The 14,939-nt window shown below is 68.9% G+C and carries 14 protein-coding genes; 9 read left to right on the top strand and 5 right to left on the bottom strand.

Going from position 1 to position 14,939, the window contains the following annotated elements; all coding sequences use genetic code 11:
- The first annotated feature begins 323 nt into the window (after positions 1–323).
- The 7 genes from IT779_RS00070 to hisG all read left to right on the top strand — a co-directional run bounded on the left by IT779_RS00070 (position 324) and on the right by hisG (position 7,975).
- On the top strand, positions 324–2,003 hold the full coding sequence (locus IT779_RS00070; RefSeq protein WP_196147061.1) for a serine/threonine-protein kinase: 1,680 nt from the start codon (positions 324–326) through the stop codon (positions 2,001–2,003).
- Positions 2,004–2,138: 135 nt separating this feature from the next.
- Entirely contained in the window at positions 2,139–2,810 is a 672-nt protein-coding gene (locus IT779_RS00065) for an HAD family hydrolase (protein WP_332838590.1), read from the top strand.
- 206 nt (positions 2,811–3,016) lie between these two features.
- The gene (locus IT779_RS00060) at positions 3,017–3,877 is read left to right on the top strand and encodes a HalD/BesD family halogenase (RefSeq protein ID WP_196147060.1); all 861 of its coding nucleotides are present in this window, start codon (positions 3,017–3,019) and stop codon (positions 3,875–3,877) included.
- Between the two features lie 30 nt (positions 3,878–3,907).
- Positions 3,908–4,744, top strand: coding sequence for a class I SAM-dependent methyltransferase (locus IT779_RS00055; RefSeq protein ID WP_196147059.1), 837 nt, complete (start codon positions 3,908–3,910; stop codon positions 4,742–4,744).
- 161 nt (positions 4,745–4,905) lie between these two features.
- Positions 4,906–6,720, top strand: coding sequence for a choline/carnitine O-acyltransferase (locus IT779_RS00050; RefSeq protein ID WP_196147058.1), 1,815 nt, complete (start codon positions 4,906–4,908; stop codon positions 6,718–6,720).
- 72 nt (positions 6,721–6,792) lie between these two features.
- Positions 6,793–7,074 (top strand): phosphoribosyl-ATP diphosphatase, encoded by a 282-nt coding sequence (locus IT779_RS00045; RefSeq protein ID WP_196147705.1) that lies wholly within the window; start codon positions 6,793–6,795, stop codon positions 7,072–7,074.
- Positions 7,075–7,123: 49 nt separating this feature from the next.
- Positions 7,124–7,975 carry an ATP phosphoribosyltransferase gene (hisG, locus tag IT779_RS00040; protein ID WP_196147057.1) on the top strand — a complete coding sequence of 284 codons (852 nt, stop codon included), beginning with the start codon at positions 7,124–7,126 and terminating at the stop codon, positions 7,973–7,975.
- 335 nt (positions 7,976–8,310) lie between these two features.
- Here hisG and IT779_RS00035 read toward each other — a convergent pair whose 3' ends face one another.
- The gene (locus IT779_RS00035) at positions 8,311–9,219 is read right to left on the bottom strand and encodes a RecB family exonuclease (protein ID WP_196147056.1); all 909 of its coding nucleotides are present in this window, start codon (positions 9,217–9,219) and stop codon (positions 8,311–8,313) included.
- 95 nt (positions 9,220–9,314) lie between these two features.
- On the opposite strand from IT779_RS00035, the gene IT779_RS00030 reads away from it, so the two are divergent.
- On the top strand, positions 9,315–10,148 hold the full coding sequence (locus tag IT779_RS00030) for a tRNA (adenine-N1)-methyltransferase (protein WP_196147055.1): 834 nt from the start codon (positions 9,315–9,317) through the stop codon (positions 10,146–10,148).
- Between the two features lie 57 nt (positions 10,149–10,205).
- On the opposite strand, the gene IT779_RS00025 is transcribed toward IT779_RS00030, so the two are convergent.
- Positions 10,206–10,742, bottom strand: coding sequence for a hypothetical protein (locus IT779_RS00025; protein WP_196147054.1), 537 nt, complete (start codon positions 10,740–10,742; stop codon positions 10,206–10,208).
- Between the two features lie 178 nt (positions 10,743–10,920).
- On the opposite strand from IT779_RS00025, the gene arc reads away from it, so the two are divergent.
- Entirely contained in the window at positions 10,921–12,681 is a 1,761-nt protein-coding gene (gene arc, locus IT779_RS00020) for a proteasome ATPase (RefSeq protein ID WP_196147053.1), read from the top strand.
- 81 nt (positions 12,682–12,762) lie between these two features.
- On the opposite strand, the gene IT779_RS00015 is transcribed toward arc, so the two are convergent.
- The 3 genes from IT779_RS00015 to IT779_RS00005 form a co-directional block, all read right to left on the bottom strand.
- Positions 12,763–13,548, bottom strand: a complete 786-nt coding sequence (locus IT779_RS00015) for a PP2C family protein-serine/threonine phosphatase (protein WP_198428010.1) — start codon at positions 13,546–13,548, stop codon at positions 12,763–12,765.
- Between the two features lie 319 nt (positions 13,549–13,867).
- Positions 13,868–14,269 carry a DUF779 domain-containing protein gene (locus IT779_RS00010; RefSeq protein ID WP_196147052.1) on the bottom strand — a complete coding sequence of 134 codons (402 nt, stop codon included), beginning with the start codon at positions 14,267–14,269 and terminating at the stop codon, positions 13,868–13,870.
- On the bottom strand, positions 14,269–14,939 hold a 671-nt coding region (locus IT779_RS00005; RefSeq protein WP_196147051.1), incomplete at its 5' end, for an aldehyde dehydrogenase family protein. The genes IT779_RS00005 and IT779_RS00010, both read right to left, overlap by 1 nt.

Raw genomic sequence — 14,939 nt, 5'->3', positions numbered from 1 at the left:
AACCGGTCGCCGGGCGCCGTGACACCTGTAATGCACTGGGATCGAAGGGATGACGCGCAGCGTCGCGCGCGGATCGATGCCCGCCGTGCGCGGCGCCGCGCACGGACACGAGGGTTCGATCGAGGGACCCGCCGTGTCGTGGCTGGATGTCGGTCGGTCGGGTATGTCATTGTCGAAGACGTTGCTGCGTCCGTGGCCGTCGGCGGATGCGAACGCCGAGCTGTGCGGGCGGCAAAGCGCAACGGCGCGTAGGATTTTCGGGTCGAACGGCCCGACGCGCGCCATGCGCGACGGCTCGGTGTCAAGCAGGAGGGCACAACCAGATGACGGCGGACAGGTTGATCGCTGGAAGGTACCGGCTCTCGGATCCGATCGGTAGCGGCGCCATGGGAGTGGTGTGGCGCGGCACCGATGTGCGATTGCAACGCACGGTGGCCGTCAAACAGTTGCTGCTCGCGCCGCATCTGACCGGATCGCAGGCGCTGGAGGCGAAGTTGCGCGCCATGCGGGAAGGGCGGATCGCGGCCCGCCTACACCACCCCAACGCCATCACCGTCTTCGACGTCGCCGAGGAAGACGGGCAGCCGTGGCTGGTCATGGAATTCATGGACGCGCCGAGTCTGGCGGCGCGACTCGCGGGCAAGCGCACGCTGCCGCCGGTGGAGGTCGCGCGCGTCGGCGCGCAGGCTGCGGCCGCGCTGGCTGCGGCGCACACCGCCGGCATCATGCACCGCGATGTCAAACCGGCGAATCTGCTGGTCGCCGATGACGGGACGGTGAAGATCACCGATTTCGGCATCTCCCGCGCGGTCGGCGACGTGACCGTCACCGCCACCGGATTCCTCGCGGGCACGCCCGCCTACCTGGCGCCCGAGGTGGCGCGCGGGGAGAATCCGGAACCGTCCTCGGATGTGTTCGCCCTCGGATCGACGCTCTACGCGGCGGTGGAGGGCGCGCCGCCGTTCGGCGAGGGCGACAATCCGCTGGCCGTCCTGCACGCGGTGGCGCGGGGGGAGATCCCGCCGCCGCGGCAGGCCGGTGCGCTGGCCCCGGTGCTGATGCGGCTGCTCACCGGAACCGTCGAGGCTCGGCTCACCATGCAGGAGGCCAGGGAAGCGCTGGAAGCGGTGGCCGCCGGGCGGGCGCCCGCACTGGCGGCCGCGCCGGTGGTGACCAAGGTGCTGCCCTCGCCGGGTGCGGTCGCGGGCGCGACCACGGTGCTGCCGTCGTCGGCGACCGGATCGGGGCCGTCGAATGCCGCCGATCCCACCGCGTACCTCGGTGCGGCCACCGGCCCGCCGTTCGCGCCGGTGCATTCGGGCGGCGGTCCGCGCGGCGGCGGCAGCGGTCCGGTGCGGCAGCCCGCCGTGTCGCCGACGCCGATCGCCCCGATCCCGCCCGCGCAGGCGCGGACCTCGCGCGGCGGCCCCGACCGGCGACTGCTCGCCGTCGCGGCGGCCGCGCTGGTCGGACTCGTCGTCGTGGTCGTGTTGGCGGTGGCCGTGCAGACCCGAGGCGGCGACGACAACACCGCCGCGCCGCCCGCGACGACGAATCCGCCCGTCGAGGTCCCCGGCGGCGGTTCGATCATGGAGAGTCCGAAGCAGGCCCCGGTCGCGCCGCCCCCGACCACCTCGGCGCCGACCACGACACCGCCCGCGTCGACCACTCCGCCACCGCCGCCCCCCGAGGGACCGCCGACCCCGGAACGGATCGCGGGTTTCATCCAGAGCTACTACGGCATGCTGCCCGGCAATATCGGCGGCGCGTGGGCCCAGCTCTCGCCGTCGTATCAGGCGCAGACCGGCGGCTACGGCGCGTTCAGCTCGTTCTGGTCCTCGATCCGTTCGGTGCGGGTCAACGGTGTGACGCCCAACGGGGCCGACGCGGCGACGGCTTCGCTCACCTACGTGAAATCCGACGGCTCCACCGCCACCGAGAACCGCTGGCTGCGGGTGTCTTCGGAAGGCGGTCGGCTGGTGATCTCGGCGTCGAGCGCGTGACGGCCGACACCGAAGCGGCTGTTCACCCGTCGTAGTCGATAGGCTTGGCGCGTCGACGGCCACTCGCTCGAGCAGCGGGTGGCCGTGCCCGGCGTCCGCGCCGGATTCGTCATCAGCAGAGGAGTAGTACGGCACGTGAGCGCGCCACTCGCCGCGGTTCTGTGGGATATGGACGGAACGCTGCTGGATTCGGAGAAGCTGTGGGACATCGGCGTCCGCGAACTCGCGGCGGAACTCGGCGGTGTCATGACCGACGAACTCCGCCACGCCCTGATCGGCGCGTCGGGTCCCAACGCGCTTGGCATCCTGTTCGCCGGACTCGGCGTCGAGCCGACGCCCGCCGCCCTGCTCGAGGCGGGTCGCTTCCTCGAGGTGCGGGTCACCGAGTTGATGACCGGTCCGATCCCGTGGCGGCCCGGCGCCGAGGACGCGCTGTCGCTGGTGCGCGCCGCGGGCCTGCCGAGCGGACTGGTGACCAATACGAAGCGATCGCTGACCGAATACGGCCTGAACACCCTCGGCCGCGGCTACTTCGACGTCTCGGTCTGCGGTGACGAGGTCGCCGAGGGCAAACCCGAACCCGACGTCTACCTGCGTGCCGCCGAACTGCTCGGCGTCGACCCGAAATCCTGTGTGGCGATAGAGGATTCGCCGACCGGCGCACATGCCGCCCAGGCGGCGGGCTGCGCGGTGATCGTGGTGCCCTGCGAGATCGCGGTGCCGCACGCGCCGGGCCGGGTGCTGCGCGAGTCCCTGGTCGGCCTCACCGTCGACCACTTGCACGCGGCATTGCGCACCCGCACCTGAGTTGTGTTTATCGGCGTCGACTTCGTCGCCGCGGGTTCGCGGCCCTGGGAGTCTCGCGTCAACAGGCTCTGCGCTTGTCCGTGTGTCGGGGTGAGAGTTACTGTCCCGCAACACATGTGCGCCCTGTTGGTAGGTGTGACAGTAGTCACGGGCTATCTTTCGGAATCTCGGGCGTGTCGCGGGGATCGGCCAGCAGAATGGGCCTCATGGCAGTTGCGGGCGTGCTGGACGAGATCGTCGATACCGCAAGGTATCCGCTGGCCGATGTCGGGAGCGCGGACCGGGAGGGTGTGGTCGCGCTGGCGCGGGCGGAACTCGCCGAAGACGGATGCACCGTGCTGCGGGAGTTCATCCGGCCCGCGCTCGTCGAGACCTTGCGGGCGCAGGGCGAGGCGATGGCGCCGCACGCGTACTACGAGGTCGAGCGGGTCAACGCCTACAACATTCCGCTGGATACCGAACTGCCGCAAGACCATCCGGGCCGCATCGTGCTCGACCGAGGCAACGCGTTCGTCCCGCGCGATCGCATCCCGGCCGACGCGCTCATCCACCGGCTCTACACCAGCGAGCCGTTCCAGCGCTTCGTCGCCGACTGCTTCGGACTCGCCGAACTGCACGAATTCGCCGACCCGCTGGCCGGGCTCTGCCTGAACGTGGTCGCGCCAGGGATGTCGCACCCCTGGCATTTCGACACCAACGAATTCACCGTCAGCATGCTGACCCAGCCCGCCGCGTCCGGCGGAGTCTTCGAGTACTGCCCGAACATTCGCTCGCCGCACGCCGAGAACCTCGACGACGTGCGCGACGTGCTGACCGGCTCGGGCGAGCGGCTGGTGCGCGGGCTCGCGCTTCGGCCGGGCGATCTGCAACTGTTCCGCGGGCGCTTCTCCCTGCATCGGGTCTCACCGGTAACCGGTGGCCACCAACGACATTCGGCGATCTTCGCCTACACCGACCGGCCCGGTGTCATCGGCACCGTGGAACGCACCCGCCAGCTGTTCGGGCGGGTACTACCGGATCATCTAGCCGCGGCCGACGCTGTCCGCGGCGACCGGCTACTCGACTAGCCGATCCCGCGATCGAGAGGAACCACAAGCGTGCCAGTGCCGTTACATACGACCGGGAAAGCCTCCTTCGACCACATCTACGACCGACCCGATCCCCGCGAGTACTACGCTCGGATGTCGGCACTGGACTATCGCATACCGGAACTGGCGAAACCCTTCTTCGAACAGCAGATTCGCGAATACCGCGCCGCCACGCGCACGCACGCGCCGACCGTGCTCGACATCGGCTGCTCCTACGGCGTGAACGCCGCCCTGCTGCGCCTCGGTCTCACCATCGACGAACTCTCCGAACACTATCGCGCGGGCGAGGCCGCGAGCCGCGCCGCCATGGTGTCGCGCGACCGCGCCCGACTAGCCGAGGGCGACGCCTGTCCCGATGTCCGTTTCATCGGTATGGACGCCGCCCGCCCGGCACTGGACTACGCGAACGAAGCCGGTCTGCTGCACGACATCGTGCACGCCGACCTGGAAAGCGCCGACCCCACCGAAGCCCAGCGCGATCTGCTGGCCTCGGCCGATATCGTGATCTCCACCGGATGCGTCGGCTACGTCACCGAGAAGACCCTGGTCCGCATCGCCACCGCCGATCCGGCCCGCAGGCCGTGGATGGCCCATTTCGTGCTCCGCATGTTCGACTTCGCCCCCATCGCGGCGGAATTCGCCGCGCTCGGCTACCGCACCGAACGCGTGCCCGGCCTGTTCGAACAGCGTCGCTTCGCCTCCGACGACGAGCGCGCGCAGGTGCTGAACGCCCTGTCCGACAGGGGAATCGACACCGAGGGACAGGAATCGCGTGGGTGGCTCTACGCCGCCCTGTATCTGTCGCGCCCGCTGCCCGAGCCGGGCGCGGTCGAAGATCGCGGCTGAGCGGCGAACGACACGCGCCACGGCCCTTCCCAAACTCCGCCTCGACACCGAGGATCGTGTGTGGTGAGTCGCCGCGTCATGTCGCGTGATACGCCGTCGCATCGCCGTCCCGATGTCCGTAATTTCGCACCCGTCCACCCCATCACACCGAGGAATCCGACTTGAGCGACCGCACCTTCGCCGCCGAAGACCACCTGCCGCGGGTACCGCTGCCGACCTTGGAGGACAGCGCCGAGCGCTTCCTGCGCTGGTCCGCGCCGCTGCTGACCGACGACGAACTTGCCACTACCGAGGCGGCCGTCGACGATCTGCTGCGCGCGGACGGCCAGGGCCGGGTCCTGCACGAGGCCCTGCGGGAATACGACGCGACACCGGGTGTCGGCAGCTGGCTCGACCTGTTCTGGCCGTCGCGGTATCTCGGCCGCCGCGACCGGATCGCCCTGAACGCCAACTTCTTCTTCCTCTTCCGCGACGACACCGTGCTCGCCGCGTCCACCGGCGCCACCCAGGTCGAGCGCGCGGCCGGGATCATCGCCGCGGCCGTCGACTACAAACTGGCGCTCGACGAGGAAGCGATCCCGCCGGTCACCCAGCGCGGGCAGCAGTTGTCGATGTGGCAGAACAAGTTCCTGTTCTCCGAGACCCGGATTCCCGGCGTCGAACAGGACAGCGTGCGGGCGCCGTATTCCGACGAGCAGCCGGGACCGTCCGCCGCGCGCCACATCGCGGTCTTCCACCGCGGCAACCTGTTCCGCGTCGACGTGATCGGTCCCGAGGGCGCGCCCTACACGCCCGAGGATCTCGCCGATGGCCTGCGGGCGGTGCAGCGCGCGGGGGAGCAGCGGGTGCCCGCCGACGCCGCCGTGGGGCATCTCACCACCAAGGCGCGCGCCGAATGGGCCGCCGACCGGGCGGCGCTGCTGGCCGAACCGGCGAACGTCGCGGCGCTGGAGGAGTTGGAGACGGCGCTGTTCTGCGTCTGCCTCGAGGATTTCGCGCCCCGTGACGTGCAGCACGCCTGTGATCAGCTGCTGCACGGCGACAGCGGCAACCGGTGGTTCGACAAGTCGGTGTCGTTCATCGTCTTCGCCGACGGCCAGGCGGGCATCAACGTCGAGCACTGCGGTCTGGACGGCACGACCATCCTGTCCTTCGTCGACACCCTGCTCGAGACCTCGGCCGCCGAACACGCGGCCCGCTCGGGTGCGCAGCGGCAGGGCGCGCCCGCCGTCGCGCCGATCGAATTCGTCCTCGACGACGCCCTGCGCGCGGCGATCGGCGCGGCGGGCGCGGATTTCGCCGCCTACGCCGCGGCCAACGCCACCCTCACGGTGTCCTTCGACAGCTTCGGCACCGCGCGCGCCAAGGAGCTGAAGATCTCCCCGGACGCCTTCGCCCAGCTCAGCTACCAGCTCGCGCACCGGCGCAGCAAGGGGCTCACCGGCGCCACCTACGAATCCATCGCCACCAGGCAGTACCGCAACGGCCGCACCGAGGCCATGCGGGTGGTGACGCCGGAGCTGATCGCCTTCGTGGACGCGATGGTCGATCCCGAGGTCGACGCGGCGGCCAAGCTCGCGGCCGCGCGCACGGCGGCGGCGACCCACGTCGAGCGGGCCAAGCAGTGCCAGTCCGGCGCGGCGCCCGAACAGCACCTGTGGGAACTGCAGTGGATCCAGCGTCGCCGCGGCGCCGAACTCGGCGCCACCGAGGCGCTGCCGCTCTACGACAGCCCCGGCTGGACGATCATGCGCGACGACTACCTGTCCACCAGTTCCGCGCCGTCGGTCAACATCACTTTCTTCGGATTCGGGTCGACCAGCCCGACCTGCATCGGCGTCGCCTACGTCCTGCTGCCGGACCGCTGGAACCTGTATCTGGCCACCCCGGAGCCGGTCGCCGACCAGATGCACGCCTTCGCCGGACATCTGCGCACCGCGGTCGCCGACCTCGAGGCGCTGCTCGCGCAGGACTGAACGCGTTCACCCGGCTACCACCCCGTCGATCCGTCGGCGGGGTGGTGCTGTGTGCGGGGAGTGTGCGGGAGTCTGAAAGAATGGTCACCCGTGAAGAACTTCGAAACCCTGTTCGCCGAGCTCCAGGACCGCGCCCGCACCCGTCCCCATGGGTCGGGCACCGTGGCCGCACTGGACGCGGGCGTGCATACCCAGGGTAAGAAGGTGCTCGAGGAGGCGGGCGAGGTGTGGCTGGCCGCCGAGCACGAGAGCGACGACGCGCTGGCCGAGGAGATCTCCCAGCTGCTCTACTGGGTCCAGGTGCTGATGGTTGGCCGCGGGCTGGAACTCGAGGACGTGTACCGACATCTGTGACGGCCGCACCGCGCCCCGTCACCGTCACATCCCGAAAGGACCTTCCCCCATGCTGCGCGTCGCAGTCCCCAACAAAGGCGCCCTGTCCGAATCGGCCACCTCCATCCTCAGCGAGGCGGGCTACCGCAAGCGCACCGATTCGCGCGACCTCACTGTTCTCGATCCCGCCAACCAGGTCGAATTCTTCTTCCTGCGGCCCAAGGACATCGCCATCTATGTCGGTTCCGGTGAACTCGACCTCGGCATCACCGGCCGTGATCTCGCTCTCGATTCCGGTGCGCCGGTCCAGGAGCGGATCTCCCTCGGCTTCGGCCGCTCCACCTTCCGCTACGCCGCACCCGCGGGGCAGGACTGGAAGGTCGAGGACCTGCACGGCAAGCGCATCGCCACCTCGTACCCGAATCTGGTGCTCACCGACCTGGAGCGGCGCGGCATCAGGGCCGAGGTGATCCGCCTCGACGGCGCGGTGGAGATCTCCATCCAACTCGGCGTCGCCGACGCCATCGCCGACGTGGTCGGTTCCGGGCGCACCCTGCGCCAGCACAATCTGGTCGCCTTCGGCGACATCCTGTGCGATTCGGAGGGCGTGCTCATCGAACGCGAGGGCGCCGACCGCGCGGACCGCGCCCGCAATCAGCTCGTGGCCCGCGTGCAGGGCGTGGTGTTCGCCCAGCAGTACTTGATGCTGGACTACGACTGCCCGAGGGACCTGCTCGAGCGCGCGGTGCTCATCACACCGGGACTCGAATCGCCGACGGTCTCGCCGCTGGCCGACGAGACATGGGTGGCGGTGCGCGCGCTGGTGCCGCGCGGGCAGGGCAACGCGGTCATGGATCAGCTCGCCGAACTCGGCGCGAAAGCCATCCTCGCCACCGATATCCGCTCCTGCCGAGCGTTCTGACGCACGCGTGCGTGGACGCGACCTGACACCGCTCGCGGGCTGGATTTCGCGTGCGGGACTTGACGTCGTGCGCGCGCCTGCGGTCGGCGCACAACATCGTGCGTGTCTGCGCATCGCGCTCGGCCTGATCGGCGATGCGGTCCCCACGAAACTGGAACTGTGGGAAAGGCTTTCGGCGGGATCCCGATGAGATTTCGGATGCGCGAGGCGGACCGGTGTCCGGTCGTGGGGTTCGGTTCGGTGACGTCGGTGAATTTCGTTGTGGGAATGGAGCTTTCGGTGTCGCTGTGCCGCGATTCCACCGTCCGATCCCGTGATTACCGCGCATTCCGCGACTACTGCGCCACCGATTCCGCCGAGGTCTCCTCCGGCGATTCGGTGGCGCCCCCGGGCCAGCCGGGATACGGGGGCGGGGTGCCGCCGAACTCCGGGCACATGGCCTTGTAATCGCAGAAGCCGCACAGCCAACCGGGATTCGGGCGGAAATCGCCACTGCGGCCCGCCGACACGATCGCCTCCCACAGCGCCGACAGCGTGCGTTCGAACCGCAGCAGTTCCTCCTCGTCGGGCGCGTAGGTGAGGATCTGTTCGTCGGCCAGGTAGATCAGCCGCAGCTGGGCGGGAAGTATTCCGCGCGTGCGCAATACGACCAGGGCGTAGAACTTCAGCTGGAACAGCGCCCTGGTCTCGGCGTTCGGTCCCGGCGCGCGGCCGGTCTTGTAGTCGACCACCCGCAGTTGGCCGGTGGGCGCCAGATCGATGCGGTCGACGAAACCGCGCAGCAGCACGCCGTCGCCGAGTTCGACCTCGACCAGTTGTTCGCGGGACTCGGGATCGAATCGCGTGGGGTCCTCGAGCCGGTAGTAGGCGACCAGCAGCTCGCGCACCTCGGCGAGGAACGGTTCGAGGCCGTCGTCGGCGACCAGTTCGGCGATCTCGGGGCTGTCGGCGAGTGTGCGGTCCCACGCGGGCGCGACCAGCGTGTCGGCCCGCTCGGGGGAGCGTTCGGCGGCGGGCAGACCGTAGAGATCCTCGAGCACCGCGTGCACCACCGTGCCGCGCACCGCGTGCCGCGACGGCTGCTCCGGAATCCGATCGATCGCGCGCAGGCGGTATTTCAGCGGGCACTGTTTGAAATCCATTGCCCGCGAGGGTGAGAGCGCGGGTCTGCGTGGTGCGCCCGAGCCGGCCGCGCCGGGATCGTTCGCGGTGTCGGCGGGGGGCGTGGACGCGGGCACTGACATACCTGGCAGGCTATCCGGCGGTACCGACAGCGCGGCGCGATCGGCAACCGCCGCATGCGGTCGCCGCCATCGCGATACAGACGGAACGGAGATACATGACGGCCGGACGGACCGGGCCATTCACCATCGGTGACCGGGTGCAGCTGACCGACGCCAAGGGACGCCTCTACACGGTCCTGCTGGAGCCGGGCAAGGAATTCCACACCCATCGCGGCGGCATCAAGCACGACAGCTTGATCGGCGCCGACGAGGGCAGTGTGGTGCATTCCACGAACGGCACCCCGTATCTGGCGCTGCGTCCGCTGCTCGTGGACTATGTCCTGTCGATGCCGCGCGGCGCGGCCGTCATCTATCCGAAGGACGCCGCGCAGATCGTGCACGAGGGCGATGTGTTCCCGGGCGCGCGGGTGCTCGAGGCGGGCGCGGGGTCGGGCGCGCTGACCTGTTCGCTGCTGCGCGCCGTCGGCCCCGATGGCCGGGTCGTCTCCTACGAGATCCGCGAGGATCACGCCGCGCACGCGGTGCGCAATGTGGAGACCTTCTTCGGCGAGCGCCCGGCGAACTGGTCGCTGACCGTCGGTGATGTGGCCGACTACGCGGGGGAGCCGGTGGACCGGGCCGTGCTGGACATGCTCGCCCCGTGGGACGCGCTGCCCTCGGTGGCACGCGCGCTGGTGCCGGGCGGGGTGTTGATCATCTATGTGGCAACCGTCACACAGCTGTCGAAGGTGGTCGAGGCGCTGCGGGAGCAGGAATGCTGGACCGAGCCGAGGTCGTGGGAGTCGATGGTGCGCGGCTGGCACGTCGTCGGCCTCGCCGTGCGTCCCGAGCACCGTATGCAGGGCCACACCGCCTTCCTGGTGAGCGCGCGGCGCCTCGCCGAGGGGACGGTGACCCCGAAGCCGCAGCGTCGCCCCTCGAAGGGCTGAGCGGCCTTGCGCGTCCGCCCGTGCGCGGCCTGCTCGCACGGGCGGAACGTCGGCCGACTACGGTGTGCAGGGCGCCTGGGCGAAGCCGAGCAGAACGCACGCGCTCGCGTCGGCGATCTTCCACTTGCCGTCGACCTTCTGCCAGGTCAGCGGCATGGGCGGGGCGTCGCCGTTGGGCGAGCTGATGACGGTCTGCGCGGTGGCGGTGGCGCCGTCGACCTTGACGTCGCTGACGATGAACTTCAGCGCGCCGTAGCCCGCGAGCAGTTTGGTCATCTGGTCGATGTTGGCGGCCCGCTTCTGGCCGTCGACCACGACCGCGACCTTGTCCGCGGTTGGCTTGTCGGCGGCGGCGAAGACGGCGAGTGTGTTCTGCAGCTCCTCCGCGGTCGGGGCGCCGTCACTGTGATTACCACCGTGACCGCCCGAACCCGTGGTCCCGGCGGCTGCGGATGTGGTATTTGCAGAGGAGGTGGCGCTGGTGGCGGTGTCGGACTTGTCGTCCGATCCACATCCGGTGAGCCCGACCGTCGCGGCGACGGCCACCGCGACGGCGGCGACGCATCCGCGCAGGGATCTGGCGGTGAAGAGCATTACTGGCAACCTTTCGGCTCGATGGACGAGAACTCTCGTCCGGTTCGGGTTAGGGCAGGCTAACATGGACTTCCGCCGCCGATAGAAGCGCAGATGTGATCACGAAGAAACCATGTCGGACAGCGAGAACCGTTCACGCCCGGTAGCGTTGATAGACCGGGACTGGGAGGAGCAGCACATGAGCCCCATCGAGAATTCCGATTCGGCGGCCTGGAGAGAGCTCGAGGCAGTACGCGCCGAGGCGGCTGCACTCCGGAGGCAACTCGCCGATTCGCCTGATCACGCGCGGGAATTGGAAGCCCGCGTCGATTCGCTGACGATTCGCAACACGAAGCTGATGGACACCCTCAAGGAGGCGCGTCAGCAGCTGGTCGCGCTGCGCGAGGAGGTCGATCGGCTCGGTCAGCCGCCGAGCGGATACGGCATCCTGATCGGCGTGTACGACGATCAGACGGTCGACGTGTTCACCTCGGGCCGCAAGATGCGGTTGACCTGCTCGCCGAACATCGACACCGATTCGCTCGAATACGGTCAGACCGTCCGCCTCAACGAGGCGCTCACGGTGGTCGAGGCGGGCGTGTTCGACTCCGTCGGCGAGATCGGCACCCTGCGCGAGATCCTCGACGACGGCCGCCGCGCCCTCGTCGTCGGCCATGCCGACGAGGAGCGGGTCGTGTGGCTGTCCGGTCCGCTGGCCAAGATCGCCGAGCTCGATGATCTCGACGATCCCGATTCCCCGATCCGCAAACTCAGGCCGGGTGACTCCCTCCTGGTCGACAGCAAGGCCGGATTCGCCTTCGAACGCGTGCCGAAAGCCGAGGTCGAGGACCTGGTGCTGGAGGAAGTCCCCGACGTCGGCTACGAGGACATCGGCGGTCTGGCCCGCCAGATCGAGCAGATCCGCGACGCGGTCGAGCTGCCGTTCCTGCACAAGGACCTGTTCCGGGAGTACGCGCTGCGCCCGCCCAAGGGCGTGCTGCTCTACGGTCCGCCCGGCTGCGGCAAGACGCTGATCGCCAAGGCGGTGGCCAACTCGCTGGCCAAGAAGATCGCCGAGGCGCGCGGTGAGGACGCCAAGGAGGCCAAGTCCTTCTTCCTCAACATCAAGGGCCCCGAACTGCTGAACAAGTTCGTCGGCGAGACCGAGCGCCACATCAGGATCATCTTCCAGCGGGCGCGCGAGAAGGCGTCCGAGGGCACGCCGGTGATCGTGTTCTTCGACGAGATGGACTCGATCTTCCGCACCCGAGGTTCGGGTGTGTCCTCCGACGTGGAGACCACGGTGGTGCCGCAGCTGCTGTCGGAGATCGACGGCGTCGAGGGCCTGGAGAACGTGATCGTGATCGGCGCCTCCAACCGTGAGGACATGATCGACCCCGCGATCCTGCGTCCGGGCCGCCTCGACGTGAAGATCAAGATCGAGCGCCCCGACGCCGAGTCGGCGCAGGACATCTTCTCCAAGTACCTGACCGAGTTCCTGCCGCTGCACGCCGACGACGTCGCCGAATTCGGCGGCGACAAGGTGGCCTGCATCCAGGCGATGATCGAGCGGGTCGTCGACCGGATGTACGCGGAGAGCGAGGACAACCGCTTCCTCGAGGTCACCTACGCCAACGGTGACAAGGAGGTCCTGTACTTCAAGGACTTCAACTCCGGCGCCATGATCCAGAACATCGTGGACCGCTCCAAGAAGTACGCGATCAAGGCCGTGCTCGACACCGGCAATCCGGGTCTGCGCATCCAGCATCTCTACGATTCGATCGTGGACGAGTTCTCCGAGAACGAGGACCTGCCCAACACCACGAATCCCGATGACTGGGCTCGCATCTCGGGCAAGAAGGGCGAGCGGATCGTCTACATCCGTACGCTGGTCACCGGCAAGAACGCCTCGGCCAGCCGAGCCATCGACACCGAGTCGAACACCGGGCAGTACCTGTAATCCCACATCGACACGAGGAGCCGCGTCCTTCGGGACGCGGCTCCTGTGTTGTCCGTGAGTCCGTTGCCGGTGCGCCGGGCGTCAGCGGCGGTCGATGACGAAGGCGGAGGCGTTGTCGCGGCCGCCGCTGTGCAGGGCGAGTTCGACCAGGCCGTCGGCCGTGGCCTGCGCGGATTCGCCGCAGGCCAGGGCCGCTTTGATCGCGGCGATGCCGAGGGGTTTGTGGACGCCGTCGGTGCTGAGCAGCAGCCGACCGTTGCTGGATCCGGTGGCGGCGCGGCCGATCTGATCGGGACGCACGGTGCGCACGGTGGTGGTGATGATGTGGTGGGTGCGCGGTGCGGCGTAGCGGCCGCGCAGGCGCAGGTATTCGGCCAGGGTGTGGTCGGTGGTGATCTGGTGCAGGGTGCGGCCGTTCCAGCGGTAGGCGCGGCAGTCGCCGACCCAGGCGATATCGGCGGGGGCGTCGTCGCGGTCGGTGGTCGGGAGCACGGCGACGACGAGGGCGCTGTCGGCCTTCGGCTCCGGGAACTCGCGCAGCAGATGCCGTTGCGCGGCAAGGATTCCCTCGGCCGCGTCGCCGCCGCGGGCGGCCTCGCGCGCGGCCACCGTGGCCGCGGCGCGGGCGGCGCGCGCTGCGGGCAGGTGATCGCCGACGCCGTCGGCCACCACGAACGCGGCGCGGCCGCTGGTCGGGTCGGTCCACGTGGCGACGGCGTCGGCGTTGATGGCGCGGGACCCGCGCTTGCTGACGGAATCGCCCGCGATTCCGGTGAGCCGAACCAATTCACGACGCGTCGTCGTCATCGCGCTACACACGGCCCTGACCTCCTGGATCGGACGCTGCCGGTACGTCTCTACTGGCATACCACCAGTGGAACAGTTCAAGCCGTGGCGGGCGCCAGAGATGACTGTGGGCTTGCTGAGAACCGGGGGTACCGGAAAGTATCCTCTGCGCGGGCCCGCTCGGGAAGAGGTTCGCACCGATCCCGCCGTTCGACGGGAATACCGTCGGCATCGAGGAGCGTCGAGGCGGGCGTCGAAGATCGCGCATACAAGGCGCGGGAACGCGTCGGGCGCGGGAAGGTGCGAGATCGGTCACGTTCGCGCGTGAGATCCGCGCCGAGCGGTCGGGTCCGGCGGCCACCGCGTCGAGTCGGGATCGAGGCGGTGGCCGCGCGGGCGGTCACGGCAGGGGATCGGCTCCGGTGGGCGGCGGATGTGCTTCCAGCGCCTCGAGTTCGGCGTCGGTGAGCAGGCGGGATCTGGTCAGGAAACGCAGGCCTTCCGGCGCCTCGAGGGAGAATCCGCTGCCGCGTCCGGCGACCACGTCGATGGTGAGGTGGGTGTGCCGCCAGTATTCGAACTGGTCGGCGCTCATCCAGAACGGGATCCGATCGCCGACGTAGCCGAGCAGCACATCGGCGGCGCCGACCCGGAATTCGCCGCGCGGATAGCACATCGGTGAACTGCCGTCGCAGCAGCCGCCGGACTGATGGAACATGACCGCGCCGTGCCGACCGACCAGCGTGCGCACGAGTTCCTGTGCCGCTTCGGTCAATTCGACGCGGTTCGCGTCCTGCGGCATCAGAAGAATCCGAGTTTGTTCGGCGAGTAGCTGACGAGCAGGTTCTTGGTCTGCTGGTAGTGGTCGAGCATCATCTTGTGGTTCTCGCGGCCCATGCCGGATTTCTTGTATCCGCCGAAGGCCGCGTGCGCGGGGTAGGCGTGGTAGCAATTGGTCCACACGCGGCCCGCCTTGATCTCGCGGCCGAGCCGGTAGGCGGTGTTCATGTCGCGCGTCCAGACGCCCGCGCCGAGTCCGTAGAGGGTGTCGTTGGCGAGGGCGAGCGCCTGTTCGACGGAATCGAAAGTGGTCACCGCGACGACCGGGCCGAAGATTTCCTCCTGGAACACCCGCATATCGTTGCGGCCGCGGAAGATCGTCGGCTCGACGTAGTACCCGTCGGGGAATTCCGCGACCTTGCGCGGATTTCCGCCGGTGAGCACCTGTGCGCCCTCCTGTTTGCCGATATCGATGTAGGACAGGATCTTCTCGTACTGGTCGTTGCTCGCCTGCGCGCCGATCATGGTCGCCTCGTCGAGCGGGTTGCCGCTCTTGATCGCCTCGGTGCGTTCGATGCAGCGGGTCATGAATTCGTCGTAGATGGTGGAGTGGATGAGGGCGCGGGAGGGGCAGGTGCAGACTTCGCCTTGGTTGAGGGCGAACATGACGAATCCTTCGATGGCTTTGTCGA

This window comes from Nocardia bovistercoris, assembly GCF_015674855.1.
Classification (GTDB): Bacteria; Actinomycetota; Actinomycetes; order Mycobacteriales; family Mycobacteriaceae; genus Nocardia; species Nocardia bovistercoris.
Note: the sequence above shows the minus strand (reverse complement) of the source record. Positions and strands in the feature narration are given on the sequence as shown.